Here is a 25,723-nt window from a genome sequence, read left to right on the forward strand (position 1 = left end):
TCTTTCGTTGCGAACGCACCCTGAAGGCTTACACTGTCTCCATGCCTGCCCCGGTCGATAAAATCCGAACCGCAACAACGGCCGCCGCGCACGCGACCGGCGCAGCGGCGGGAACGATCGGGCGCGAGCAGTACATGGCGCTGGCCGCGGCGCTATTGGGCTGGTTGTTCGACGGCGCCGAGATGGGCGTCTTCTCGATGGTCGGCCGGCAAGCCATCAAAGACTTGCTGCAACGAGAAGCCGTCACGAGCGCCGCCGCCGATGGTGTCGTCGCGGCAAGCGAAGGCACGATTGCTATCTGGTTCGGCGTCGTCACGGCCGGCTTTCTGGTCGGCGCCGCGACCGGCGGAGTCCTCTTTGGCTGGCTGGGCGATCGCATCGGCCGAGTGCGGGCGATGACGCTCAGCATTCTCACGTATGCGCTTTTCACCGGGTTATGCGGCACGGCCACCAGCGCCTGGCAATTGGGCACGCTGCGTTTCGTCGCCGCGCTCGGGATGGGGGGAGAGTGGTCGTTGGGCGTGGCCCTGGTGATGGAGATCTGGCCCAATCGATCGCGCGCGTTTATGGCCGGCTTGATCGGGGCCGCGGGCAATGCCGGTTATCTGCTCGTCGGCGGCGTGGGGCTGGTGCTGAACACACTGCTCGTCCGGCTGGGCACCTGGGCGGCCGATGCGGGGGTCGAGCAGGCTTGGATTGACTGGCTACTGGCCAACGGCGGTTGGCGATTATTGATGATGTGCGGCACGGCGCCCGCCTTGCTAACGTTTCTCGTGCGCTTGTTCGTTCCGGAATCGGCGCGATGGGAACAGGAGCGCGACCGTGGCGCCACCAGCCATTGGGCAGCGCGCGACCTCTTCGCGGTTGTTCTGGGCGCGCTAGGCCCGGCACTGATCATCTTTCTGTGGGCGCCGCGGACCGAGCCGTTTTCAGTGGCGATCCGCGCCGCCGGAACGGTCCTGGGCCTGCTTGTCGCGACGATCGGGTACACCTATCCGGTGGTGCGCTATGTGGGCCGGCTGGGTGCCGCGAGCAGCGATGCGCATGTCCTGCGGCCAACGATCGGCCGGATGCTGCTGGCGGCGGGGCTTAGCGGGATCGCGCTCTTAGGGACCTGGGGAGCGGCGCAATGGGTTCCCACCTGGGCCGACAAGATCACGGCCGGTGGGCTACACGTGAAAGAGTACGCGCTCATGGCCTCGGCAGCCGGAGCGATCGTGGGAACGATTCTGGCCGCGCTTGCCGGTGATTTTTTCGGGCGACGTTGGACTTACGTTTTAATGTGCGTTTCGTCCCTGGCTTCGGCCGTGTGGATGTACCAGTTTCACGCCGAGTATAACGCCGGCTTCCTGGTGGCTACGTTTTTGCTGGGCGGTTGCACCGCGTCGTTCTATGGCTGGTTGCCGCTCTACCTGCCCGAGTTGTTTCGCACGGCGGTCCGCGCTACAGGGCAAGGCTTTGGCTTCAATTTCGGACGTATTCTGGCGGCGGTCGGCGCGCTGCAAACCGGGAACCTGGTGCGAGCCTTCAGCGACGACGTGACGATCGGCGGCGTCACCTTGCCCGGCGGCTATCCATTGGCCGGCACGACGATGAGCATGATCTACATCGTCGGTATCGCACTGATTTGGTTGGCCCCCGAGACACGCGGCAAGCCATTGCCGGAATAGCTCGCGCGGAGTTAACAAATCCGCGTTCAATCGAGCGGGCTGCTGATCAATAGCAGGCAGCCATGCTCGGCGACTTGCTGGGGTTGCGACTCGCCCGGCTTCCAGTAGCGGTATTCCCCGGCCGACAGGCGTTCTTCGCCGATCGACAGTTCACCGTGCAAAACGACGCATTGCTCTCCTTCGGCGTGCGTGTGCGCCGGCAAAACGCTGCCGGGGGTCATGTGCACGAGAGCCGTGATGCGGCGATCATCGCGATCGTAGCCCAGCCGCTGCAGGACGATCCCTTCAAGCTCTGCGACGGGACGCCAGTTCCGCGCCGCGTCGAGCACCTCGGGCAGGCTCTTTTCGACTTCCGCCACCAGCGCCGCCACGCCTGCGACCTGTTGAGGCGACAATTCGCCGAGGCTCTCGTTCGCGCGGGCTAGTGCCGCGATCCGGGCCGCGGCGCTGGGGACGACCGGTTCGTCCGCCGCGCCGAGCGCCGCGAACAGCGGATCGAGCGCGAGCATCTCTTGATCGCACTGCGGGCAGCCCTCCGCCAGGTGCGCCTCGAACGCGGCGCGCTCCTCGTCGGTCATGGCGCCCGCCAGATAAAGGGTCGCCAACTCTGCAGAATCATCGATCGAATGGCCTTGGCTTGTCACGCGCCGTTCCTCTTGCCGTCTGCGTCCAGCAGCTTGCGCAGCGAACGAATGCCGAGCAGGATGCGTGTCTTGGCCGTTCCAAGTGGGATGTTTTGCTGCCGTGCGACTTCGCGATGGGTCAGCCCGCCGAAGTACGAAAGCGAGATCGCGGACTGTTGCTCGGCAGGGAGCTTTGCTAATGCCTGCTTCATGCGCGCGGCCGCCTCGTCATGAGCCAGGCCGGCCATCAGATCGACCGGTGCGGCGCTTGCAGCGGACAATGATCCCGTGGCATGCGGCCGGCGGCGGCGGACGAAATCGATCAACCGCGAACGGGCAATTAGCATCAGCCAGACTTCGGGGGACGAACGATCGGGCGAGTATTGGCCCGCCGCGCGCCACACGTGATGGAATGTTTCCTGCAAAACGTCCTCGGCATCAGCGCGATGTCGTAGACCGCGCAACAGGTTGCCCAAAACGCGCGGCGCGTAAAGGTCGTAGAACAGCGCAAACGCCGGACGATCGCCGGCGGCCATGCGCGCGAGCAAATCCTCGCCGCGGATGCCCGTGGGCGCTTCGGATTCGACGGCTATTTCGTCCCAGATGGCCAAAACGTCGCTCGCGAGGCGATGATGAGCGGTTCGACGCACGCCCTTTAAGCATAAGCTCTGCGCGGGCGGGGCTGCAACGAGGCTGCGGCAGCCGGTGCCTTCTTGAGGATGACGCCTGTAGCCGGAGTCTGCGACCCTGGAGCGCTACCGTGAAAATCCCAGCCTCGCAGAGGCCAGCTACAGAAGACTGGCGCAGATTTTCAACTTTGCCGCTCAACCGCGCAGCGGTGTGTCGCTGCCGGTCATGCCGTGATGCTTGATCTCGTGCAGCGTCTCTTTGGCCAGCCGGCTGTGGAAACGGCTGTAACCCAGGTAGATCACCAGCCCCACGCCCAGCCAGACGGCCAACCGCAGCCAGGTATCCCAGGGAAGGAAAAGCATCAGGGCCAAGTTCACGAAAATGCCCAGTGGTGCGACCAAATAGATCACGGGGCAAACAAAGGGGCGATGCACCCCCGGCTGCCGCACGCGCAGGATGAGAACCGCCGCGCACACGACGACGAAGGCCATCAGCGTGCCGATATTGACCATTTCTTCGAGCTTGCGAATCGGCGTGAACGCCGTCACGACGCAAATCACGGCCCCGGTTAGCATCGTCGCCAGGTGAGGCGTGCGGAATCGCGGGTGTACGTGTCCGAAAATCGGCGGCAACAGTCCATCACGCGACATCGCCATGAAGACGCGGACCTGGCTGAGGAACGTCACCAGCAGCACGCTGGTCATGCCTGCCAGGCCGCCTGCGGCGATCACCGCCGTGGCCATGCGCAACGAAGAGCTTTGTTCACGGTGTGCCAGATCGCTGAAGGCCTTTGCGATGGGGGCCTTGTCATCGATCGTCGGATAAGGGACCAAGCCCGTGATCACGGCCGAGACCGCGATATATAACACCGTACACAGCCCGAGCGAAATCAGGATGGCCATCGGCACGTCGCGTTGCGGGCGGATGGCTTCTTCGGCGTGAGTCGAAATCGAGTCGAAGCCGATGTAGGCGAAAAATACGATCGACGCGCCGAGCATGATGCCGGAAATGCCGTACGGGATGAATGGCGAGCGGGTAGCATCGTCGATCGGCACCAGATAATGGTTCAAACCCAACAGGCCGATCATGCCCCACTTTTCCGCGGCCATGTGCGGCGCTTTCTCGCGCACTTCGGCCAGCAGCTTTTCGGCCTCGGCTTTTTCCTCGGGCGTGGTGGCCAGACTTGGCTCGTGGATGCGTTTGGCGGCCGCCAGCGCTTCCTCAGCCTCGAGCGGGGTGATGTCTTTTTCTTCGAGCATGCGTTCCGTCTCGGCCTTGGCTCGCTCGAGCTTGTAGGCGGCCAACGCGTGCTGCTGCAACGCCGGGGCCCGCTCGATGGCCTCGGCCGTGCTCAGCTTTTCGGTGTGGATCAGGTGATCCTTGGCCAGCTTCGGGATCGCCGATTGCTCGGGCAGGATACGCTCGTTCGACGGAATGTCGGTCCAATTGGCCTGATTGACGTACGACCATCCCAAGACGATCACGAAGACCACCACGGCCAGTTTCACCAGGACCAGCACCGCGTTGGTCGACGCACTTTCGCGAATTCCCTTGATCAGCACGGCCGTAATCAGCAGCATGATCAGGATCGCCGGCAGATTGATGGCGAATGTTAGAGGAGCACCGTCCGCGTACGAAAATGGATCGCTCGACCAGCGCGCCGCGACGCGGGGCAGGTGCAGCGCCTCGAGTAATTCGTTGAGATATCCGCTCCAGGCCGAGGCCACGGTCGCGCAGCTCATGGCGTACTCGAGCATCAAGTCCCAGCCGATGATCCAGGCAAAGAGTTCGCCGAGCGTGGCGTAGGCATACGTGTAGGCGCTGCCGGCCACGGGGGCCATGGCGGCGAATTCGGCATAGCACAAGGCGGCAAAGGCACAGCCTATGGCGGCCACGGTGTACGAGATGATGATGGCCGGCCCGGCATCGATCGCGGCGGCGCGCCCCGTGGTGACAAAGATGCCAGCGCCGATAATCGCGCCCACACCCAGCGCCGTGAGCGAAACGGGACCCAGAACGCGATGCAGTTGATTTTCGCCGGCCATCTCGGCCAGCAGGACTTCGATCTTCTTGCGCCTCAGCAATTGCTTCAAAAACATCCGGCGTCCTCGTGGCTGACCCCATCGCTCCCACCGCAGTTGCGGTAGTCTAACCGTGCGCAGGACCGGCGGCCAAGGCGTCATCCCCGATTTCGGCCGAATTGCGCGGCCCCGTCGAGAAGCACATCAGGTTCGATTCGCTTGCTTGACCGGCGCTGCAGGCCGGTGCAAGATGATTCGCGCCCTCGGGCCACCTGCGCGGAGCAGGCGAACACGAACGACAATGATTCTCGGCGGAGATAACCCCCATGATTTTCCGGCGGTGGTGGCCCTTGGCGGCGGTGACGGCGATGACCTTCGTGGCGAACTCGGGTGCTTCGGCGGCCGAGAAAAAGGCTTATCCGACGTTCGGCAAGATCGAACGCAAAGACCCTCGCTTCGATCAGTTGATTCCGCAGGATGCCGTGCTCGAAAAACTGGCCGAGGGCTTTGATTGGGCCGAGGGGCCCGTGTGGGATAAGAAAAACCAATGCCTGTATTTCTCTGACATTCCGCCCAATAGCGTGATGAAGTGGAAGGACGGGGAGGGCATCTCGCTCTTTCTGAAGCCCAGCGGTTACACCGGCACCAAGCCACGCGGTGGGGAGCCGGGCAGCAACGGCCTGCACTTCGATTCCCAGGGACGGCTCGTCCTGTGTCAGCACGGCGACCGGCGAATCGCGCGGCTGAAACCGGACAATAAGTCGTTCGAAACGCTGGCCGACAAATACGAGGGGAAGCGTTTCAACAGCCCTAATGATGCCGTATTCAAATCGAACGGGGATCTGTACTTCACCGATCCGCCGTATGGGCTGGAAGGTTTAAACGACGATCCGGCCAAAGAGCTGAAATTCAATGGCGTCTATCGGCTGGCGAAGGATGGCACGCTGACGCTACTGACGAAAGAAATGACATTCCCCAACGGCATCGGCTTTTCGCCCGACGAGAAAACGCTGTACGTCGCGCAATCCGATCCGAAGTCGCCGATCTGGAAAGCGTTCGATGTGAAGGCGGACGGAACGTTGGGGTCGAGCCGGGTGTTCGCCGATTCGACGGCTTGGTTCGAAGCGAAGCGCAAGGGACTGCCCGACGGTTTGAAGGTGGATCAAAAGGGGAACGTCTTCGCGACCGGGCCGGGGGGCGTCCATGTTTTCGCGCCTGACGGAGCGCATCTGGGAACGATCGACACGGGCGAAGCCACGGCCAATTGCGGCTGGGGCGAGGACGGCACGGTGCTGTACGTCTGTGCCGACATGTTCCTGGGCCGGATCAAGACGAACACGAAGGGGCAAGGCTTCTAACGCCACGAGGCGCCCCAGGCCTGACGTCGGCCGAGGTTATCAACGTGTTCGACGAACTGAAGCTGTCGATCCGCTCTGGGCGAGCGTTGTTAGCGGTGGAAACGCGCGATGAAGAGCGCGCCGTCGAGATCGCGCATCGTGCGGCGGCCGATTTGCAATTGGTCGTCTTCGAATGGAGCGTCACGACCGGCCTGATCCAAACCCGGCCCTCGCGGCAAGAAGTGGGCGTTGGTGCAGGAAAGCCCACCGCGGCGCTTGAGCATGTGCTGAAAAACCGCTACCCGAACGCGGTGTATCTCTTCAAGGACCTGGGTGCGCATCACCGCGATCCGTTTCTATTGCGGCAATTGCGCGACATCGCGGCGCTCGAACGGCCGACGGTGTTGCTCGTGGATGCCGATCCTCTGCCCGAGTCGATGCGCCGGCTGACGATGCCACTGTCGCTAAAGCTGCCCGAGTCTGACGAATTGCGCGAGGTGGTACGTGCCACGTTTCGGGCGGTGAAAAACCAGAGCTTTCACGAGGTGACCAGCCGGCTGACCAAACGGGAAATGGATCAGTTGGTGCAAACCTTGCGCGGGCTCACTCGCGCTGATGCGGCACGCGTCGTGGCGGCGGCGATTCATGTCGATAACGCGCTGACGGCCGAGGATTTGCCGCGGATCATCGAGGACAAACGCAGCCTGCTGCAAACCTCGGGCTGCCTGGAGTCGATTCCCGTCAACGTCGCGGTCGACGAAATCGGCGGGCTGGCGAATCTCAAGCATTGGCTCGCGCATCGTCGCAACGGCATGACCTCGCGAGCGCGTGATTTCGGCCTGGAGCCGCCGCGCGGCATTTTGCTCTTGGGCGTGCAAGGCTGCGGCAAGAGCCTGTGCGCGAAAATCGTGGCCTCGGATTGGAACATGCCGCTGCTGCGGATGGACCCGGGCGTCCTGTATCAAAAGTTCGTCGGCGAGACTGAAGACCGACTGCGGGCATCTCTGGCGCAGGCGGAACGGATGGCGCCCGTCGTGTTGTGGATCGACGAGATCGAAAAGGCCTTCGCCTCGGCCGGCAGCGAATCGGCCGATGGCGGGTTGTCGCAGCGGATGTTCGGCACGTTGCTCACCTGGATGCAGGAGCACACCTCGCCAATTTTCATGGTGGCCACGGCCAACAATCTCGATGCGTTGCCGCCCGAACTGATGCGCAAAGGGAGGTTCGACGAGGTGTTCTTCGTCGATTTGCCGGACGGCGAGTCGCGGCGGCGGATTATCGAAATCCATCTGGCGCGGCGTAAGCGCGACCCGGCCCTGTTCAAGCTCGACGATCTGGTTGCCGTAACCGATGGATTCAGCGGGGCCGAAATCGAGCAATTGATCATCGCGGCGATGTACGAAGCGTTTGGCAGCGGCAGCGAGTTGGTCGACGAACACCTGATCGCCCAAGCCAAAGCCACACGCCCGTTGGGCGTGCTGATGCGCGAACGAATCGCCGCCCTACGCCACTGGGCCCACGGACGATGCGTGCCGGCAGACTAGCTGCGTAGACTTAGCTGGCTGGAATTAGCTTGGGGGGTGGGCGTCTCGCCCGCCTTCTCGGTTCCGCAAAATTGTGGTGCAGACGTCCCGTCTGCATCCTAACGGCTTGCCGAGCTTGATTTCTGCGTGGGGAATATACGACGGCCCAACAGCGTGCGCTAAGGCGGGCGAGACACCCGCCCCCCCAAAATTGCGCAGGACGTCATCAAAGTCTCTGCGCTAATGCTAAACGCAAACACAGCCACCGATCGCGTCAGGTGTCATCCGTTAGGCCGACAACCGCGAACCAGAATCCTAGGAACGCCAGGGATCCTATCCAGACGTAGTATCCTACAAACACATTTCCCGTCAGTGATTTCGGGAGCAGCAGACCCGAGACCGATCACGCCACAAGAATTGGAGACGCGAACCAGGAGTCTTCCCCCGCTGAAACGAATATGAATGGCGCGGCACAAGCCACGATATTCGCTAGCAGAATTATGGGAACTAGGACGAGGATCGCTGGCTCGACGAGAAAAACTATCGGGTGAATCAAGAATTGAATTGCGCTAACAGCCTGCCATCCCGAGATTGGCGTTCCTACCGGCGTGTTCGTCATCGCTATCGAATCTAATGCAGGCATCCAATAAGACAATTGATGTAACAACCACGCCGCAACGATGCCTGCACCGTTAACCGAGAAGATTCGGCGAGACCAGTCGTCCAGGCTACGGCGAGCTGCGTATGCCATTCGGATTCGTCGATATGCCTGAGTTGATCGGCGAGTTCGTCGACGGGGGGCGGGCGTCTCGCCCGCCTTTGGCATCTCTTAGTACGCTGCTGCACGAATAACGCTTATCGCGATGCCTCTTTGCAAACCGGCAGGGACAGCCGTCTGCACCACAACTAGGGAGAACCGGAAGGCTGACGGGACATTAACATGCCACCATCTGGCCAATCGCAAAGCATGTTGACGTCTGAGCTATGTTTGAAAGTGTTCGCCGTCGAACGTGTTTTCGCCACGCGGTGCGCACCCGATGAACACCACAGCTATCGGTTCCCTACGCCCGCCTTTCCAATTCTCGTTGCGCGCCCTGCTGGTTGCCTCGGCAATCGCGGCTGAATGTTTCGCTGCGTTCCGATTGCTTGGCTCTGGGCTGACTCCCGACCAGTTCGCGAAAGTCATCGCCGCACTGTTGGGAATTGCCGTCGGAGTTTTGTGGGGCGGTCTTGCCACTTTCGTCCGTTGGCAGATCGCCAAGCGCCGCTACGGTTCCCTGTTGCTCTGTGCGCCGGTACCAAGATCGCGATCGCTCCGGATGATGCTGGTGTTCGGCATTGTTTCCTGCGCGCTTGCCATCGGGCTTGCACAATTCGGGCTAGAACCCGGAGCTCCGCGTTGGCAGAACATCGCGTGGTTTGGTGCGGCGCTATTGGGTGGCTCGCAACTTATCGAGGCTCTGTTTTATGTCCGGCGGGCGGCGATGCTGGAATCGATCGCGTTTTATGAAAATGGCATCCTCTGGCAGGGACGGCAGTTCCTTCCCTGGGAGTCGATGCGACGCTCTCGCTGGGATTCTTGCCGCAGCAATCTTTGGTTGCGCAAGGAGCGGGTGCTCGTATGCCTGGAACTCGACCGACATTCACCGGAATGTCGCAACGAAGCGGACCGAATCATCCGCAAGCATGTGCCAGAGATCGTGGCCGAATTTCGCCAATGATCGATCAGCAGGTTGGCGGGGGGGCGGGCGTCTCGCCCGCCTTAGCACAAATCGTCACATTGTCGCACATCACTCGAACAGCGATGAGTCTTGGGGAAATCTGCAGGATGCAGATGGGACGTCTGCACCACAATTTTAGAGAGTCGGCGGAAGACGGGACCGGCGCTAATTAGATCAGCAGCCGATGAGAAGGCGGGCGGGACGCCCGCCCCCCAAGTTCAAGTCAGCCGCTGATGGGGAGAGTGGTCGCCTATCACCGGGCAACTACCAGCACAACGCTTAGCCCACGCGTCGCTCGTCCGATCGCAATAGTTGGGCTTCGGTGGCCCATTCGCGCACCGTGGCGACAATGCCGGCTGCGTCCAGGCCCAGTTCGGCCAGCAGCTCGGGGCGCTCGCCGTGCTCGACATAGCGATCCGGCAAGCCCAGGCGGCGCACATGCGCGGCCGAGAGACCGGCGTCGGCTGCCGCTTCGACCACCGCGCTACCAAACCCGCCAGGGAGCGCCCCCTCTTCGACGGTCAGCACCAGGCTGGCCGTTTCCAGCGCTCGCAGAATCGTTTCCGTATCGAGCGGTTTGATAAACCGGGCGTTGATCACACCAACGTCCAGCCCTTCGCTGCGCAGCTGGGCCGCCGCGCGGGTGCAATCGCCTAGCAGCGTTCCGCAGGCGATGATCATGCAGTCGTGCCCCCATTCGAGGACCTCGGCGCGACCGGGCTCGATGGGCATCGGAGTGCGTTCAATCTTCTCGGCCGAGGCTTTTGGATAGCGCAGCGACGTGGGGTTGTGATGCTGCAAGGCAAAGTCGAGCATCGCGACCAGGTCCGATTCGTCACCCGGCGCCATGACGGTCATGTTCGGGAACAGCCGCATGTAGCCGATGTCGTACGACCCGTGATGCGTCGGGCCGTCCGGGCCGGTCAGCCCGGCGCGATCGAGCATGAACGTCACGGGCAGATTCTGCAGCGAGACCTCTTGGAAGATCTGGTCGTAGCTGCGCTGCAAGAAGGTGCTGTAAATATCGACAATTGGACGCAATCCGGTCTTGGCCTGGCCGGCGGCAAAGGCCACGGCGTGCGATTCGCAAATGCCCGTGTCGAAGAAGCGGTCCGGGAAGGCGTCGCGCACGCGCTCCAGGTTGTTCCCCTGGCACATGGCCGCGGTCATCACGGTGACCTTGGGGTTGGCCTTCATCGCTTCGGCGATCGCGGCACTGGCGACATTAGTGTAGGCGCGGGATGAACTCTTCTTGACGGCGACGCCGCCGTCGCTTTCGCGGCGGAACGGGGCCGGGGTATGGAAGAAGACCGGATCCTCGGCAGCCGGCTGGAAGCCGTGCCCTTTTTCGGTAACCACGTGCAGCAGCACCGGACCTTCGACGTCCTTCACCAGCTTCAGGTATTTGCACATTTGGCCGATGTTGTGGCCGTCGATCGGGCCCATGTAGCGGATGCCCAACTCTTCGAACAACATGCCGCCGTGCAGGCCGGCCTTGATCGAATAGCGGGCCTGATCGAGCAATCGCTCCATCTGGTCCCCCAAGGGAACCATCGACAACGCCTTCGAGACCTCGTGCTTCAGCCCGGTGTACAGCGGGTTCAACCGCAAGCGATCGAAATAGTCGGCCATGCCGCCAACGCGCGGGCAGATAGACATCTTGTTATCGTTCAGGATCACGAGCATCCGCTTCTTCAGGCCGCCCAGGTTGTTGAGCGCTTCGAAGACGATGCCCGAGGGGAACGCGCCGTCACCGATGACGGCCACCGAATGGCGATCTTCCTGGCCCGGTTGCAGATCGTCACCGCTCTTCAAACCGAGCGCGGTCGAGACGCTCGACCCGGCGTGCCCGGTCATGAACAGGTCGTAGTCGCTCTCGTGCGGATTGGGGTAGCCCATCAGGCCCCCCTTGGTGCGAATCGACGAGAACTCGCGATAGCGCCCCGTGATGAGTTTATGCGGATAAATCTGGTGGCCGGTGTCCCAGATCAGTCGGTCGCGGCTGAAGTCGAACGACGTGTGCAGCGCCAGGCAGAGCTCGACCACGCCAAGGTTCGAGGCGAAATGAGCCGTTCGGTTCGAGACCAGGTTGCACAGTGCTTCGCGCATCTCGGCAGCCAACTGCTCGAGCTGCACGAGCGACAGGCGCTGCAGGTCTTTGGGACTTTCGATGCGGGAGAGTAGCTCGTCCATTTAGTGGTTCCTTTCCAGCACTGCTCGGGCCAGGGCTTCCAATCCCTCGGCTTGAGGACCCAAAGACGCGATGGCCGCCCGAGCCTCGGCAATCAATTGCCCAGCCCGACGGCGACTTTCGTCGACACCCAACAAACCGGGGAAAGTCAGCTTTCCCCGATCCGCGTCCTTGCCGGCCCGCTTTCCCAACGCCTTTTCATCTCCACCCACGTCCAACAGATCGTCCACAATCTGAAACGCCAGGCCCAGCCGCTGGCCATATTTTTCCAAGGCCGACCGCTGTCGCCGCGAGGCGCGGGCGATCATGGCTCCCAGGCGAATCGAAACCTGAAACATGGCGCCGGTCTTCCGGCGATGAATTGCTTCCAAACGTCCGATGTCAGCCGCCGCGGCGGTGCCGTCCAAATCGTCGGCCTGACCACCCACGAGCGCCGCCGGACCGGCAGCGCGGGCTAGCTCCAGGCAGCAGTCGGCCGCGACACGGGCAGGACGAACATCACGTGAGAGAACTTCGAACGCCATGGTCAACAGCGCATCGCCGGCCAGCACGGCCAATGCCTCGCCGAATACCTTGTGGCACGTCGGCCGGCCGCGTCGCAGGTCGTCATCATCCATGCACGGCAGATCGTCATGGATCAACGAATAGGCGTGTACCATTTCGACGGCGCAGGCGGCCGGCATCGCGGCCTCGATATTTCCACCGCAAGCCTCGGCCGTGATTAACACCAGCAGCGGGCGCAGCCGTTTGCCAGGGGCCAGCAAGCTGTAGCGAATCGCCTCGCACAGCCGCGGAGGGCAATCGGGGGGTAACTTCGTATACGAATCAAGCGCATCGCCGATCGAGGCCAGCGCACTGGCAGAGAATTCGGAAAACGATGCGGTCGACGTTTCCATCATCGTCGCAACGACTTAGGGGGCGCTAGGGGGCGGACGAATCAACGATCGTCATTCTAAAAGAGGCCACGAGGTTCGTCTATGACGTCATTTATTTCCTCGGAAGGCGGGGGGGCAGCCTTGGCCGGCCGAGCCGCCGAACGCCGCTTTCCTCGCGATTGAGCCTTTTCCTCCAGGCTCTGCTCCGGGCCCGGTTCGAAGGGTTGCGTGACGGGGTTACCGTCAGCATCGACGCCGCACAACAGCTCGATCCGCCGCTCAGCATGGCTCAACAGCTCGTAACACTGCTTCAACAGGCCGACGCCGCGCTCGTACCGGGCGAGGCCTTCGGCCAGGCCCAACCGCCCCTCTTCCAGGTCGTGCATGATCGTTTCGAGCTCGGTCAAAGCGTGCTCGAAGCTGGGCGAGGTCGTACCGTCGGGTTGCTCGTCGCTCAAAGTCGGGGGCTCCACGAAACGCTTCGGTGGGATGTCTTAGTAGAGGTAGCGGCAGCGACCGCGACGTGCGCGGGTCACAGCGTCACGATATCAGATCGAGCAAGACGAAGTACAGCCACCGGCGCGACGGTCTGCAGGGACAGTTCGACGCTTCCTTTTAACCCCTCTCCCCCGCGGGGGAGAGGGTAGGGTGAGGGGGCCGCGTTTCGCAACGACGGTCCACTGCTAGTTCCCCCTCACCCGACCTCTCCCGGAGGGAGAGGAGTAGAGTCGCGATCACCGCTTACCGCCGCAACAGCTTTGACCAAATGGCATCGCTCACCAGCAGCCCCTCGCGCGATAACCGCAGCGCGTGGCCATCATCCTCGAATAGTCCGCGGGCGACAAAGTCGCGTAGCGCCGGTCCTGCGAGCGAGTCGATCGAGAATCCGAATCGCTCTGAAAAAACCTCTCGCGCAATTCCCTCGCGCCGCCGCAACGCCAGGACCAATCCCTCGCGAGCCCGATCCTCGGGCGACAGCGTTTCCGTTTCGGCCACGGGCGATTCGCCGGCCAGCACCCGTTTCATCCAGGTCGTGGTGCTGCGATGATTCATCTCGCGGCGGCCATCGAGATAGCGCGCGGCGCCGGGCCCGGCCGCGAAGTATTCTGCGCCCGCCCAATAAACTTCGTTGTGCCGGCAGCGTTTGCCCGGCCGCGCGAAGTTCGACACTTCATAATGCTCGAACCCGGCGGCACCGAGCGTATCGATCGCCGTCAGGTACATCTCGCGCTCGAGTTCTTCGTTCGCCTGCCGCAGCTCGCCGCGCGTCAATCGCCCCCAAAACGTCGTGCCGCGCTCGAAAGTCAGCCCGTATGTTGAAACATGATCGGGCGCGAGCGCTATTGCCTGTGCGAGGTCATCGCGCCAACCATCGGCCGTTTCACCCGGCGCGGCAAAGATCAGGTCGAGCGACGCCTGCAAACCGGCCTGGCGAATCGCCTGGACGGCGCGGGTAATATCATCCGGACCATGATCGCGTTCCAGCGTGTGCAGTTTGTCGGCGTCGAACGATTGTGCTCCCAGGCTGACCCGCGTCACCCCATGCTCGGCCAAAATCCGCGCCACCTCGGGCGAGATGTCGGCCGGATTCGCTTCGACGCTAAATTCATGGCCCGCGGATAACGCGAACCAGCGCCGGATGATACGGAGCAGTTCGGCGAGCTGCGCCGGCGGTAAATGCGTCGGCGTGCCACCACCGATGAACACGGTGTCCACCGCCCGCGCCGTCTCGAGCCCCGCCAGCTCGCGCTCGATCGCCGTCAGGAAATGCTGCGTTAGATCATCGCGCCCTGCGACGACCGTGAAGTTGCAGTACCCGCAATGATGCCGGCAAAAGGGGACGTGAATGTAAGCAGCGCGAGCAGGCATGCAAAACGAGCGACGAAAGAATCGGGATCAGCAACCGCGGCAACTGCGGACCGTGATGCATTCTATCAGTCGCCGATGCCCGAGGTTTCACACCCGTCGTAGCGGGAATACCTCGACCTCGACGCCCGGGCAGTACGCCGCGTGGCAGGGTTGGCCGCCGGTCACGATGCCGTTGGCCGCCAGCAGTGTCTGTTCGCACGCCAGCAAGCGGGCTTCGTGAATCACGTACGGCGAATGATGAACGACGCCGCGATACAAGGGGCCGCTCCCCGCTTGTGCGAACAGAATGTACCGGTCGAGCAGAAAATGTTCGAGCGTCCCCGGCAACGTACGGCCAGCCGGCAATGGTCGGGCAGGCTCGTCCGCTCCCAGCAGCGGTCCGATCTGCGCCACGACATGCGCATCACCCCGCCGGCCGTTGCCACGTCGCGACGCTTCGTAATGGGCAATCTCTTCCGTGACGCGCACCGACATCGCCGTGTGTCTGTAATTCAGGTTCCACCACCAGCGCGCCACCGACACGGCCAGCGCACCGGTCGCGTCGAGGCTGAAGAACCAGACGCCCGGGTCGCGCCCCTTGTGGTGTACGTACGTGCGAACATTGATTTCGTGGAACGCGCTCACGCCCGGCACCGGCGGGAACCACCAGGGCCGCAATCCCGAAATCGAAAACGGCACCAGCCCCACCCAGGCGCTGCCGTCGAAGGTATCGAGCGTCAGCCCGCGCGGCAGCAACGGGGCTACCAATTCCGGTGCGACGCGCCAGTGCACGAACAACAAGTCATGCCAATGGTGATAGCCGGCGGGACCTCCCGCAGGACGACTGGCTGGCGTCGCACGATCAATTTCCTCAGCCATGACGGACATGGGATTGCCTCCTGCGCTACACGAAACTGCGAAATCCAAGGCGGCTTAGCTCTGCCGCACCTAGGGCACGAACCGCAAGAGAAGACGCAAATTAACGGCCATCTGCGTCAGCTTACGCGCCATCAACACCGGCCCGCAGCGCAAGCAAGGGTTTCTTAGACGGGGTTCTAACGAACCACCGGCGCCGACTTCGGCAGAACAGCGCGCAGCGCTCGCGGCAACAACTCGAAGCGGAACGTCTCGGCCGCGAGCGGCTCGCCGTCTAGATTCATGTACAGGCCCGCCGTCGACGAAATTTCGACCCACGGCACCTGGCGATAGATCACGCTCTGATAGTTCTCGTGCGGTGGCGGCGCGAGCAACTCGCGCAATAGCGCGAGCGCCTGATCGTAAGGAACGTCCGGGACGACCATCAGGTCCAACAGCCCGTCGTTCAGCAGCGCATGCTCGCACATCTGAAATCCGCCGCCGGCCTGGCGGCCGTTGCCGACGGCGAAAACGTAGCTCGCCCCGTGCCAATTAAAGTCCGGCGCTCGAACCGTGATCGTCCGCGCTTGCAAACGACCGATCGACGCGACTCCCGATACTAAATACGCCACGCGTCCTAATAGTCGCTTCACCTCGGGCGGAGTCTCGACCGTGACCTGTGTGCCGAATCCGCCGGTGGCCACGTTGATAAACGTCCGACCATTAACGCGTCCGACGTCGATCGGCGTCACTACTCCTTCGGCTACGTCGACGAGTGCCTGCGTCAGGTCATCGGTCGGCACATGGCAACCGCGGGCAAAATCATTGGCCGTCCCCATTGGCAGAATGCCAAACGCCGCCCGGGTCGGGTTTGCTGCGTCTGCCGCGCTGCTCTCGATCAGGCCCGAGACCACTTCATTGATCGTGCCGTCACCGCCGGCCGCCACGACAAAATCACATTCCGTGACCGCGGCCTGGGCAAAACGTGCCGCATCTCCTGATTCCCAAGTCACGCTGACCTGAATCCGATGCCCACGCTCGCGCACGACACGCACCGCCTCGCGCAAGCGCGGATCGCCCGCCACCTTGCCGTTGACGATGACGTGCAGCGTGCGGGAAATGCGACAATGGGGTTTATTCATGGCGTCATAAAGTTTACTACGAGGCAACGGCCTGGAGTCGGAGGCTACTTGGCCGTGATCTTGCAATTCGGCAGAGCTTTTTGCAACTGGGCCACGCCGACGTCCGTGACGTTCGTCTTCAAGATTTGCAACTCTTTCAGCGACGAGAGCTTCGCCAACTCCGCAAGGCCCGCATCGGTGATCGCGGTTTCGGCCAAGGACAAGAATTCGAGTGTCGTGAGCTGTGTCAACCGCGCAAGTCCGGCATCGGTCACTTGGGTGTGCCCAAGACTCAATTGCTTGAGAGTCGGCAGTCGCGCGACAAACTCCAGCCCGCGGTCATCGAGCGGGGTTTCGTGAAGATAAAGCCCTTCCAGGCGATTCAATTGAGCCAGGTGCGCCAGACCTGGGCCATGAACGTTGGTCCGGGTCAACGACAACGTCTGCAGTTGTTTAAGTCCGGCCAGCGCGATCAATCCCTCGTCGTCGACCGGCGTATCGTCGAGAACCAGTTCCGTAAGCGACGCGAGGTGCGCGAGATTCTCCAGCCCGGCGTTGGTAATCTTGGTTTGGCGCAGATCGAGCAGTTCGAGGTTCTCCAACTTTTGCAGATGCGTCAATCCGGCATCCGTGATCGGGATGTCGTACATCCACAACCGTTTCAAGCTGCGCAAGTCTGCGACTGATGCGAGCCCCGCGTCTGTCACGGAACTGCCGCTGAAATCCAGCTCTTCCACATGCGTAAGCCCCGCGACGTGCGCCAGGCTTTCGTCCGTCACCGAGCGATTACGAAACAGAAACACGCCCGACACCTCGGGCAAATCATGCAGGAAGCTCAGATCATCCGGCGTGGGCGAGCGACGACCGACATTCACCAGTTTGACCGTGCGAAAATAATCTTCTCCCAGAAACGTCCGCAGCCATGTGGGCGTCGTGACGCCGGCGATCAGGCCATGTGTATCTCGCAGCTCGAAATTGTCGGTTTCGATCGGCTGCCCCAGCGCGTCGCGGCCGTAGATGAATTGGACGTAGCCACCCAAGCCTTCGATTTTGGTCAACGCCCGCGCCTGGCGATGGGCGCGATTACTGATGATCGCCAACCAAACGGCCAGAAGCGTCAGCGCGACCAGGACACCTCGCAGACTCACTCGCAGCCAGCGCCGGCTGTTTGATTTGGGTTCGCGGTCCATGTTCGACGTTTCGACCATTTGTCCGCCGGGATGGGATTCATCCACCTAAGAAGCTTCACCACGCACGGCCTGCGTCGCGCCGGCATGCGTCGAATGCGCGGTGGCTATCGCGCCGCTGAGGTTCTCGCGCGCTCGCGCTGCGACAGACGGACGGTTGCCCACGGCCGACGCGCGCCGTGCGCCCGCCCGCATCTCGCGCTTCAATTGGGCCATGAAGGCGTCGAAATCGACCTGCATCGTGTGCCGCTTCGATTTTACGAAGCGGCGGAACATCGCCGTCCGTTCCGCTTCGATCTGTTCTTGCATGGCCGCAGAGTTGGGTAGCGTGTACCGGCCGCACAGGTATTCACCCGCCAGGCAGGCCTGCCGCTCGGCGATGGGAAAAATCGCCCCCAGTGGTTGCATCAGCCCGATAAAAAACAAATTGTCGAGCCCCGGCTTGAACATCCGCAAATACAGCGGCAAATCATTATCAGGCGCCGCGAGGAAATCCTCGTCGAAGAACGGAAACGTCACCTTGTAGCCGGTGCAATAGATGATCACGTCGATGTCTTCGCTCGTCCCGTCGACGAAGCGCACGCGCGGGCCGGCCAGTTCGGCAATGTTCGGCTTGGGTCGGATGTCGCCGTGCGCCAGCCGATCCAAAATCACGCTCGATACGCTGGGATGAGCTTCCAGCAATTTATGATCCGGGCGAGGCAGACCGTAATCCTCCATCCGGCCCACCTGCAGCCGCAGCATGGGCGCCATGAACTTTCGCGATAACCACCACGGCAGCCAGGGAACAACCCAATGGTCGGCCGGCCGTCCCAGCAGATACTTCGGCACGATGTGCGCTCCGCGCCGCGAGCTGAGAAAGACCTTATTGGCCACGTAGCTGCATTCGACCGAGATATCCATCGCGCTGTTACCCATGCCGAGAACCAGCACGTTCTTGCCGCGAAACGCCTCGGCATCGCGATAATAATGCGAGTGGATCGCCGTGCCGTCGAATCGGCCAGGGAAAGCAGGCTCAGGCCAGCGCGGATCCCAATGATGACCGTTGCACACGAATAACGAGTCGTACAGCCGTTCCTCGCCCGTCGACAGCCGCACGCGCCACAGACCGTCAGGCTGGCGCTCGGCGCGCTCGACGCCGGTGTTGAACGTGACGCGCTCGCGGACGCCAAAACGTTCGGCATAGCTGCGAAAGTAGGCCAGCACCTGCGTGTGATGGCAATAGTTCGGATATTCGGCCGGCATCGGGAAGTCGGAATATTGCATCCGCGACTTCGACGTGTCGATATGCAGCAACCGATAGGCGCTGCTGACCTTGTTCGGGTTGTTGAAGTACCAGTTGCCGCCGATATCGTCGCTGCGGTCGAAGCAATCGAAGGGCAACCCACGCTCGATAAGCGCCTTGGCCGTGGTCACGCCACTCGAGCCCGCACCGATGATGCACGAATAAGGGAGCTTGCTCATGTGATCCTCCACCCGAAACGTCATGCAACTGCTGTCGCCAGTCACAGCAAAGCGAGGGCGTTCTAGCCCCGCAGGGGCGGCAGCATGTAGCCGTGGGCGCGAGCCCACGGAACCTAATCGCAAAACGAACTGTCTTAAGCCCTGCAGGGGCGACATTAAAAAATCAATGTCGCCCCGACGGGGCTTTTGTCGCAGTACGAGACGGTTTACCGTGGGCTCGCGCCCACGGCTACACAATATCGCCCCTCCGGGGCTCAAGCGTCGTTTTCCCCCGATTCGCCGTTCGACGCACATGCACGATATAGGTCGTCCTTGGCGGCGATGTTGCACACCGACGACTGCTCTGCATTGTGTTGTCCGAATATTCGGTCCCTATTCGGCAACGCCACCCACCACGGGCGCCTTGCGATAATCGAGCGGCGGCTTCTGACCGGGCGTCAGCAGAGACTGGTATCCTTCCTTGCCGACGCGCCGCGCCAACTCATCCTTCGCCGCGGCAATTGCCTCGGGCTTGGTCGCCAGGTCATACGCCGTTGCGGCCAACACCTTTGCGGCCAACAGCATTCCCTTACGACCGATCGTTGTGCCGCCGGCGGCCGTGGCTTGCCAACTGTGACCCGGCGTCCCCGGCACCCAGCACACGGTCGAAAATCCGGTCGTTGGCACCACCCACGACACGTCCCCCACGTCGGTCGAGCCCTTGTTCTGCCCTCCCTTGTTGTCGGACACTTCCCGCAACGTGTCGAGCGCCGCCGGTTTTGGCAGCGTCGTGGCGATCCGTGCGGCGAACTTCTCCTCTTCCGGCGTGAATTTCAGATCATTCAATGCCTGTAGATTCGCCAGCGTGATTCGCGACAGCGTGTCGTTCGGCACCAGCTCGTGCGTGCCTCCCAAATAATCGACTTCGAGCTTCGTCTCGGTCGCGAGCGCACCGGCCTCGGCACATTTCACGAGGCGTGCGTAAACGGCCTTGGCAACGTCGGATTGCGGATGCCGTACATAGTAGAAGACCTCGGCAAAATCGGGCACCACGTTCGGTGCTCCCCCTCCCGCTGTGATCACATGATGAATTCTCGTCAAATCGGGCGTGTGCTCGCGCAACAGCTCGGACGCATGATTCGTCAGTTCCACCGCGTCCAGGGCCGATCGTCCTTGCTCGGGCGAGGCCGCGGCATGAGCGCTCGTGCCGTGAAAACGAAACTTCGCCGCCATCCGCGCCAGACAGGTTGCATCGCCGGCAGCATTGCGACTGCCAGGATGCCAGTGCAAGGCGACGTCACAGTCGTTGAACAAGCCAGCGCGAACCATGAACACCTTGGCCGCGCCCCCCTCCTCGGCCGGGCAGCCGTAGAAGCGCACCGTGCCGGGCAGCTTGTCTTTCTTCAATTGCTCGGCCACAACAATCGCCGCGGTGGCCGACGCCGTGCCAAATAGATGGTGCCCACATGCTTGGCCATATCCGCCAGGGATGCGTGGCAACTGCTCAGGCACGGCCTGTTGCGAAAGGCCGGGCAGCGCGTCGTACTCTCCCAGGATCGCGATCACCGGCCGGCCACTGCCGGCGGTCGCCGTGAACGCTGTTGGAATGCCGGCCACGCCGCGCTCGATCTCGAATCCTTCGCGCTCGAGCATCTGCGTCAGCAGCGCCGATGACTTTTCTTCCTGATAACCAGGCTCGGCCCATTCCCAGATTTGCAAAGCCGCCTGCCAGGCCGCTTCGGCCCGCGCATCGATGGCCGCCGGCAGCGCTCCTTTATCGGCGTGACAAGTCGCCGGCGCCATCAGCACCGCCGCACCCCATAAGCAACCGATGAGCCGTAACGCGCCGCAATCGATGAAAAATCGAGAATGCATCGGACCTGCGAATTGCCGAGAAAGGAAAACCGGGGAACCGGGCTCTCAGTGTACACCCACCCCCGGGCGAAGTCATATAAACCGTGCCGGGGCAGCGTAGTCTTTTGATCTTGCGGGCCCCCGTACTCGCCGCCGGCAAATCGCCCGCGCTGAGCTATGTTAATTCAGGCGCGCAAGCGTCAAGTGTCCGACAATCACCAGTGCCGATAAAACCCGTCGGCCTTAAATCCGTCCCTGCCAGCTCGCGCCGCGCCGACCGATGGAATACCGTCTGGAAATGATTCGCCGTGTCCTGCATCCCGACTTCGGGATGGGCTGGAACGCGGCGCTGGCTCTGGTCCCCTTGGCGATGGCCGTCGCTTTGTTCCGACCACGCTGGCGACGTGGGATTTTCTGGTGGCTGGGCGTGATCGTGTTCTGCCTGTTTCTGCCGAACTCGGCCTACACGCTGACCGACGTTCTGCATCTGGTGAACCACATCCGCCGAGAACCGCACCTGCCGGTGTGGAGCGTGGCGCTGGTGCTGATTCCGCAATACGCGCTGTTCATGATGGCCGGCTGGCAAGCGCACGTGCTGTCGCTGATGCGCTGCGGCGATTATTTGAAGGCCATCGGCCGAGAGCGGCTGGTCTTCCCCTGTGAGATCGCGTTGACGTTATTGGTCAGCCTGGGCGTCTACCTGGGGCGCTTTCAGCGATTCAATAGCTGGGACGTCATCAGCCAGCCTGAGAGATTGGCACTGACCACGATCGACAACTTCACGCGCCGGCATCCGCTCGAAGCAATGGCCGCAACGTTCGGTGTGTTGTGCGTGCTGTACTACGCGACCAAGATCGTCGATCGCGCGCTGATTGAGTACGGAGAGCGCCGCTGGTAGGTTATTTTCCCCCGGCAGCGCCATTGGGAACTGGCGGGCCGGCAACCGGCGGACCAGCCTGAGTCGGCGCCTTGGCCGCGGCGGCTTTCGCCTTTTTCTGGGCAGCCAAATCCTTCCCCGCGACCAGCGCTGCGAGTTCTTCGCGCAAGTCCTCTTCGAATTCCGGCCCGACCCCGACGTGTACGACCTGCACTGTGCCATCCTTGCCGATGAGCACGGTTTGCGGAATCGACTGCGCCTGATACTCCTCCGAGACGCGGCCGTCTCGATCGAGCGCGATCTTCATCACTAGGCCCGCCTGCTCGGCAAAGTTTTGCACCAGCTCAGGCTCTTCCTCTCGATTCACGGCGTATAGCACCACGCCTTGCTTCTTGAACTCATCGGCCACGCGCTCGACGATCGGCATCGCCATCCGGCATGGTTTGCACCAGGTTGCCCAGAAGTCGAGGATCACGATGTTCTTGCCACGTAGCGCCGCCAAGTCGAGTTTGCCACCACCCAGCACTGCCAGGTTCGCGGCCGGCGCCATCTTTCCCAGCAGCGGATGCGGCGGCTCTTCCGGCGCGACAGGTAGCGGTATCTTCACCATTCCTGCCGTTGGATGGAACGTAAACACGTCGGCCGCCAACAGCGGATTCTCTTCCCAGTCTGTATATTTCACGACGCAGGTCACGCGCACATTTTGCAAAGGCGCTTTGCCCTGCGCTGCCGCTTGTCGGGCCAGCCCCTTATTCATGTCGGGCACGAATTGGCGAATGACCGGCTTCGGGCCGGCATCGATCCATAATTGCCAATCGGTCACGTCCCCTACGGCGTTGATCAAATGGCATTTCGTATCGCCCAACATCGCTTCACCGCCGTAGGTGGCCGATTCGATCATCCGCAGCAGCGTCGCGCCTGGGTCCTTGGCCAACAGCGCCCCGGTAATCGGACCGGCATTTCCCTCGGTGACGATCGCCGAAGGAACCGGATTGGCGATGATTCTGGCCCAACTGTTCCAGCGATCGGGCGTGTCGTCCAGGAAATATTTTCCCACCGAGGTCAGCGCCACGACCAACGATTTGCCGTCGCTAAAAAGTTGCGCCGCGTCATCGCCCGATTTTGCGCTCACGGCCAGCTTGTTGGGCCGCTCGGCCACGATCCGCGTCGTCACTTCTTGCGATTGGGCCTGTTGACCTTGTTTGACTTGTGTCGTTGCTCGCACCGTGAAGCCAAATCCCGGCAGCTCCGTGACGTGTTTACCCCAGGCATTGATGACGGTTACAACTTGCGGATCGATCGCGGACTTTCCCGGCGGTCGCGGGCCGACAATCTGCGCACGTGAATCAGCGCACAACATCACGCCGAGCAGAACGGCAAACGCGACTAATCTCCCTGCAATCCGCATCACGTATTCCCTATTAGTTTCCTTACACTGAAACTGCGCTCAGCGCTACGGCAGGCGATTCGGCACCACCGCCAGAGAATTATAGGCAGAATCGCCCCGGGGCGTCGGTGGGCCCATCCCCTGCCCCCCATGTCGAGTGGCCGTCACCCAACGGGCTCTTACTCGAGCGGCCCCTGCGCGGCCGGAACAGTCCGCTCTTGTTCGCTCAGCAATCCGCGCATCACGATTTCGACCAGTGATTGATACTGCTCGTTCAGTGACACGGCGCGGCCGACGAAATGATTCGTGAACATCGTGCCGTACAGCAGGTTGCCGATCGCGTCCATGATCCGCTCGACCGGGATGTCGTCGCGATAACGCCCCCGGGCGATCATTTCGGCATGAATGGGGCGCCACTTTTCGCGATTCTGATCGCGATACTCGAAATACGTCGGCCGGCTGCGACCTTTGAAATTCGCCCGTTCTTGAATCAGCAGCTCGACGTGTTCGGGATGATCTTCGAAGAATTGCAGATAGGCCCGAATGCCGCGTGAAATACGCTCGATCGGATCGACGTTTTCTTCCGCCGCCTTACCGACCACGCTCTGCATTTGACGCATGCCCGCATCGACGCAGGCGTAGAACAGCGCCTCCTTGCTGGAGAAGTACAGATAAAGTGTCCCCTTGGCGATTCCCAATTCGGAGGCCACCCGCTCCATTTCGCAAGAAGCGTAACCGAGTTCGGCGAAGAGTCGCGCGGCCGTTTCAATAATCGCCTGGCGTCGTTCCTCACGGCGTCCCGGCGTACACGGCTCAGTAGATTGTGCAGTTTGGATTGGCTGCGCTGACATGAAATTACCCACAGAAATGGCCCACCCCCACTTCTCCCCAACATTCCGGCCGCCGATGCCCCCCTCGAAATGGTTTGAACCCCGCCTGCTCGGCCGGTCGAACCCGTCTGCTCGTTCCAATGTCCCCGATGAGCAGATATTGCACGTCCTGCGGTCCTGTCTATAATCTACCAAGATGCCGGCTGACTGACTAGTCAGTCAGATATACTTTCCATGGCGAGCCCTCCTGCCCCGACACCCTGCTCCTGCCCAATACAACGCCCCCCGAGCGGCAGCAGCACTCGAATCAGCCGCGAAGAGGCGGCGAGATATGTCATATATGGCAATCGACTGCGACAATTCGACACCGGCCAACTTGTCCGCTCGCGCCACGAACCTGCTGCTCGCCGGCGGATTCGTGATGTTACTGGCCGGCCTGGCCACTTCCACGGGCTGCAATCGTAAGGCCGCGGGTCCGCCGCCGGTCAAGATTCAACAGGTCATGTATACGACCCCCGTCGAAGAGGTCGTCTCGGAATACGAGGAATTCACCGGCCGCACGGCCGCGATGAAAACTGTCGAGATCCGGGCCCGTGTCAGCGGTTACCTCGATAAGGTCAATTTCGCCGACGGCGCCGAAGTGAAGATCGGCGATCTGCTGTTTCAAATCGATCCGCGCTGGTTCAAGGCCTCGGCCGATCAGGCCGCGGCCAACGTCAGCCAATACGAGTCGCGCATCGAGCGTTTGGATCGCCAGGTGACGCGGGCCACGCCGCTGATCGAAAATCACGTGAAGTCGCAAGAGGAATTCGATCAGTACACGTTCGATCATGCCGAAGCCAAATCAACCCTCAAGGGAATGCAGGCGGCCAAGGAATTGGCCGACCTGAATCTCAGCTACACGCGTGTTCTCTCGCCAATCGACGGGCGCATCAGCCGCCGCATGGTCGACCCTGGTAACCTGGTCCGCGCCGATGAAACCGTGCTGACCACGATCGTTTCGATCCACCCAATCTATGCCTACTTCGATATCGACGAGCGCACCGTGTTACGTCTCCGTCGCTTGGTGCGCGATGGGCGTATCAAGTCGCATCGCGAGACCGAGATCACGGTGCAGGTCGCCCTCTCGGACGAGGATCAATTCAATCTCTCGGGCGTAGTCGATTTCGTCGACAATCAGGTCGATCCCACGACCGGCACGTTGCGATTGCGGGCCGTGATCCAGAATCCGAATCGTCTGCTTTCACCTGGTTTGTTCGTTCGCATCCGCTTCCCGATCGGCGATCCGCATCCGGCGCTGTTGATTCCCGAAGAAGCGCTCGCCACTGATCAGGGACAACGCTTCGTGTATGTCATCGACGACAAGAATCACGTGGTCTACCGCCGCGTGCAAGTGGGCATGCTGTTGGGTGGCAAGCGCGTCATCACGCAAGGTCTGGCCCCCGAAGATCGCATCGCCGTGTCGGGCCTGCAGCGTCTGCGGAAAGATCTGGAAGTCGACCCGCGGCCGCTTAACGGCGGCCCCTCGGCAAACGCCAGTTTGCCACCCGCAGGAAGCTCCGGTGCGCCGGTGGCAGGTGTCGCTGCTCCGCCCGCGGGCGGTGCAAATCCGCCGCCAACTGAGGGCGCTAATCCGCCGCCGGCCACGATTGTCGAAACCAAGGCCGCTTCGGCTCCGCCTCCTCCCACCGCGCCGACAGCCCGGTAGTCCACACCTTAGTCGTCCAAGC

General features: G+C 61.9%; 20 protein-coding genes. 6 read left to right on the forward strand and 14 right to left on the reverse strand.

The window, feature by feature from the left end; all coding sequences use genetic code 11:
• Nucleotides 1-41: 41 nt before the first annotated feature.
• Nucleotides 42-1,670, forward strand: coding sequence for an MFS transporter (locus tag VGN12_04330; protein HEY4308661.1), 1,629 nt, complete (start codon nt 42-44; stop codon nt 1,668-1,670).
• A 26-nt stretch (nt 1,671-1,696) separates the two neighbouring features.
• Here VGN12_04330 and VGN12_04335 read toward each other — a convergent pair whose 3' ends face one another.
• From VGN12_04335 to VGN12_04345, 3 genes are all read right to left on the reverse strand, one after another.
• Nucleotides 1,697-2,314: a cupin domain-containing protein gene (locus tag VGN12_04335; GenBank protein HEY4308662.1), complete on the reverse strand. Its 618-nt coding sequence runs from the start codon at nt 2,312-2,314 to the stop codon at nt 1,697-1,699.
• Nucleotides 2,311-2,904: a sigma-70 family RNA polymerase sigma factor gene (locus VGN12_04340; protein HEY4308663.1), complete on the reverse strand. Its 594-nt coding sequence runs from the start codon at nt 2,902-2,904 to the stop codon at nt 2,311-2,313. Before VGN12_04340 ends, VGN12_04335 begins: the two co-directional genes overlap by 4 nt.
• Nucleotides 2,905-3,117: 213 nt before the next feature.
• Nucleotides 3,118-5,022, reverse strand: a complete 1,905-nt coding sequence (locus VGN12_04345; GenBank protein HEY4308664.1) for an amino acid permease — start codon at nt 5,020-5,022, stop codon at nt 3,118-3,120.
• A gap of 248 nt (nt 5,023-5,270) precedes the next feature.
• On the opposite strand from VGN12_04345, the gene VGN12_04350 reads away from it, so the two are divergent.
• The 3 genes from VGN12_04350 to VGN12_04360 all read left to right on the forward strand — a co-directional run bounded on the left by VGN12_04350 (nt 5,271) and on the right by VGN12_04360 (nt 9,525).
• Complete coding sequence (locus tag VGN12_04350) at nt 5,271-6,302, forward strand: SMP-30/gluconolactonase/LRE family protein (GenBank protein HEY4308665.1); 1,032 nt, start codon at nt 5,271-5,273, stop codon at nt 6,300-6,302.
• Between the two features lie 44 nt (nt 6,303-6,346).
• Nucleotides 6,347-7,825 (forward strand): AAA family ATPase, encoded by a 1,479-nt coding sequence (locus tag VGN12_04355; protein ID HEY4308666.1) that lies wholly within the window; start codon nt 6,347-6,349, stop codon nt 7,823-7,825.
• A gap of 1,016 nt (nt 7,826-8,841) precedes the next feature.
• Nucleotides 8,842-9,525: a hypothetical protein gene (locus tag VGN12_04360; GenBank protein ID HEY4308667.1), complete on the forward strand. Its 684-nt coding sequence runs from the start codon at nt 8,842-8,844 to the stop codon at nt 9,523-9,525.
• 279 nt (nt 9,526-9,804) lie between these two features.
• On the opposite strand, the gene dxs is transcribed toward VGN12_04360, so the two are convergent.
• The 9 genes from dxs to VGN12_04405 form a co-directional block, all read right to left on the reverse strand.
• Nucleotides 9,805-11,718 carry a 1-deoxy-D-xylulose-5-phosphate synthase gene (gene dxs / locus VGN12_04365; protein HEY4308668.1) on the reverse strand — a complete coding sequence of 638 codons (1,914 nt, stop codon included), beginning with the start codon at nt 11,716-11,718 and terminating at the stop codon, nt 9,805-9,807.
• Nucleotides 11,719-12,615, reverse strand: coding sequence for a farnesyl diphosphate synthase (locus VGN12_04370; protein HEY4308669.1), 897 nt, complete (start codon nt 12,613-12,615; stop codon nt 11,719-11,721).
• Between the two features lie 53 nt (nt 12,616-12,668).
• Nucleotides 12,669-13,049 carry an exodeoxyribonuclease VII small subunit gene (gene xseB / locus VGN12_04375; GenBank protein ID HEY4308670.1) on the reverse strand — a complete coding sequence of 127 codons (381 nt, stop codon included), beginning with the start codon at nt 13,047-13,049 and terminating at the stop codon, nt 12,669-12,671.
• 283 nt (nt 13,050-13,332) lie between these two features.
• A complete protein-coding gene (gene hemW / locus VGN12_04380) occupies nt 13,333-14,460 on the reverse strand; it encodes a radical SAM family heme chaperone HemW (protein ID HEY4308671.1) in 1,128 nt (375 codons plus the stop codon).
• Between the two features lie 87 nt (nt 14,461-14,547).
• A complete protein-coding gene (locus VGN12_04385) occupies nt 14,548-15,327 on the reverse strand; it encodes a DUF2071 domain-containing protein (protein ID HEY4308672.1) in 780 nt (259 codons plus the stop codon).
• Nucleotides 15,328-15,494: 167 nt separating this feature from the next.
• Nucleotides 15,495-16,436: a lipid kinase YegS gene (gene yegS / locus VGN12_04390; protein ID HEY4308673.1), complete on the reverse strand. Its 942-nt coding sequence runs from the start codon at nt 16,434-16,436 to the stop codon at nt 15,495-15,497.
• 44 nt (nt 16,437-16,480) lie between these two features.
• Nucleotides 16,481-17,650, reverse strand: coding sequence for a hypothetical protein (locus VGN12_04395; GenBank protein HEY4308674.1), 1,170 nt, complete (start codon nt 17,648-17,650; stop codon nt 16,481-16,483).
• Nucleotides 17,651-19,066, reverse strand: coding sequence for an NAD(P)-binding domain-containing protein (locus VGN12_04400; GenBank protein ID HEY4308675.1), 1,416 nt, complete (start codon nt 19,064-19,066; stop codon nt 17,651-17,653).
• 372 nt (nt 19,067-19,438) lie between these two features.
• Nucleotides 19,439-20,920 carry an amidohydrolase gene (locus tag VGN12_04405; protein HEY4308676.1) on the reverse strand — a complete coding sequence of 494 codons (1,482 nt, stop codon included), beginning with the start codon at nt 20,918-20,920 and terminating at the stop codon, nt 19,439-19,441.
• A gap of 259 nt (nt 20,921-21,179) precedes the next feature.
• Here VGN12_04405 and VGN12_04410 point away from each other — a divergent pair, with 259 nt between their 5' ends.
• A complete protein-coding gene (locus tag VGN12_04410) occupies nt 21,180-21,797 on the forward strand; it encodes a DUF1361 domain-containing protein (protein ID HEY4308677.1) in 618 nt (205 codons plus the stop codon).
• A 1-nt stretch (nt 21,798) separates the two neighbouring features.
• Here VGN12_04410 and VGN12_04415 read toward each other — a convergent pair whose 3' ends face one another.
• Nucleotides 21,799-23,184, reverse strand: coding sequence for a DUF2092 domain-containing protein (locus VGN12_04415; protein ID HEY4308678.1), 1,386 nt, complete (start codon nt 23,182-23,184; stop codon nt 21,799-21,801).
• A 158-nt stretch (nt 23,185-23,342) separates the two neighbouring features.
• Nucleotides 23,343-24,014 (reverse strand): TetR/AcrR family transcriptional regulator, encoded by a 672-nt coding sequence (locus VGN12_04420; GenBank protein HEY4308679.1) that lies wholly within the window; start codon nt 24,012-24,014, stop codon nt 23,343-23,345.
• 310 nt (nt 24,015-24,324) lie between these two features.
• Here VGN12_04420 and VGN12_04425 point away from each other — a divergent pair, with 310 nt between their 5' ends.
• On the forward strand, nt 24,325-25,701 hold the full coding sequence (locus VGN12_04425; protein ID HEY4308680.1) for an efflux RND transporter periplasmic adaptor subunit: 1,377 nt from the start codon (nt 24,325-24,327) through the stop codon (nt 25,699-25,701).
• Nucleotides 25,702-25,723 lie beyond the last annotated feature (22 nt).

The sequence above is a fragment of the Pirellulales bacterium genome, from assembly GCA_036499395.1.
GTDB lineage: Bacteria > Planctomycetota > Planctomycetia > Pirellulales > JACPPG01 > JACPPG01.

Excerpts from the sequence above, each read along its gene's own strand:
- VGN12_04360 (HEY4308667.1), top strand. The coding sequence starts at position 8,842 with ATGAACACCACAGCTATCGGTTCCCTACGCCCGCCTTTCCAATTCTCG.
- dxs (HEY4308668.1), bottom strand. The coding sequence starts at position 11,718 with ATGGACGAGCTACTCTCCCGCATCGAAAGTCCCAAAGACCTGCAGCGC.
- VGN12_04410 (HEY4308677.1), top strand. The coding sequence starts at position 21,180 with ATGGAATACCGTCTGGAAATGATTCGCCGTGTCCTGCATCCCGACTTC.
- VGN12_04425 (HEY4308680.1), top strand. The coding sequence starts at position 24,325 with ATGTCATATATGGCAATCGACTGCGACAATTCGACACCGGCCAACTTG.
- VGN12_04370 (HEY4308669.1), bottom strand. The coding sequence starts at position 12,615 with ATGATGGAAACGTCGACCGCATCGTTTTCCGAATTCTCTGCCAGTGCG.
- hemW (HEY4308671.1), bottom strand. The coding sequence starts at position 14,460 with ATGCCTGCTCGCGCTGCTTACATTCACGTCCCCTTTTGCCGGCATCAT.
- VGN12_04415 (HEY4308678.1), bottom strand. The coding sequence starts at position 23,184 with ATGCGGATTGCAGGGAGATTAGTCGCGTTTGCCGTTCTGCTCGGCGTG.
- VGN12_04345 (HEY4308664.1), bottom strand. The coding sequence starts at position 5,022 with ATGTTTTTGAAGCAATTGCTGAGGCGCAAGAAGATCGAAGTCCTGCTG.
- VGN12_04330 (HEY4308661.1), top strand. The coding sequence starts at position 42 with ATGCCTGCCCCGGTCGATAAAATCCGAACCGCAACAACGGCCGCCGCG.
- VGN12_04400 (HEY4308675.1), bottom strand. The coding sequence starts at position 19,066 with ATGAGCAAGCTCCCTTATTCGTGCATCATCGGTGCGGGCTCGAGTGGC.
- VGN12_04385 (HEY4308672.1), bottom strand. The coding sequence starts at position 15,327 with ATGTCCGTCATGGCTGAGGAAATTGATCGTGCGACGCCAGCCAGTCGT.
- VGN12_04405 (HEY4308676.1), bottom strand. The coding sequence starts at position 20,920 with ATGCATTCTCGATTTTTCATCGATTGCGGCGCGTTACGGCTCATCGGT.
- yegS (HEY4308673.1), bottom strand. The coding sequence starts at position 16,436 with ATGAATAAACCCCATTGTCGCATTTCCCGCACGCTGCACGTCATCGTC.
- VGN12_04350 (HEY4308665.1), top strand. The coding sequence starts at position 5,271 with ATGATTTTCCGGCGGTGGTGGCCCTTGGCGGCGGTGACGGCGATGACC.
- VGN12_04420 (HEY4308679.1), bottom strand. The coding sequence starts at position 24,014 with ATGTCAGCGCAGCCAATCCAAACTGCACAATCTACTGAGCCGTGTACG.